The organism is Bradyrhizobium sp. CCBAU 51745, from assembly GCF_028128715.1.
GTDB lineage: Bacteria > Pseudomonadota > Alphaproteobacteria > Rhizobiales > Xanthobacteraceae > Bradyrhizobium > Bradyrhizobium manausense.
Window position 1 is genome coordinate 397,751 of sequence record NZ_LBJP01000001.1, and the last position, 447, is coordinate 398,197.

1 protein-coding gene is annotated in these 447 nt (G+C 87.7%); it reads right to left on the reverse strand.

The features are described from left to right. The coding region (locus XH98_RS40990) for a VCBS domain-containing protein (protein WP_442868537.1) at positions 1 to 447 on the reverse strand (447 nt) is incomplete at both ends.

Here is a 447-nt window from a genome sequence, read left to right on the forward strand (position 1 = left end):
GTGCCGTCCTGGCTTGTGACGGTGAACTGGTCCTGCACCTGCTGGCCGGCGGTGAGCTCATTGTGAGCACCGTTGCCGCTGTAGCTCCAGGCGCCGTTGGCATCGAGGGGGGGGGGGGGGGGGGGGGGGGGGGGGGGGGGGGGGGGGGGGGGGGGGGGGGGGGGGGGGGGGGGGGGGGGGGGGGGGGGGGGGGGGGGGGGGGGGGGGGGGGGGGGGGGGGGGGGGGGGGGGGGGGGGGGGGGGGGGGGGGGGGGGGGGGGGGGGGGGGGGGGGGGGGGGGGGGGGGGGGGGGGGGGGGGGGGGGGGGGGGGGGGGGGGGGGGGGGGGGGGGGGGGGGGGGGGGGGGGGGGGGGGGGGGGGGGGGGGGGGGGGGGGGGGGGGGGGGGGGGGGGGGGGGGGGCCCGTTGGCATCGATGGTGAAGTCGCCATAGGTGCCGTGGACGTTGG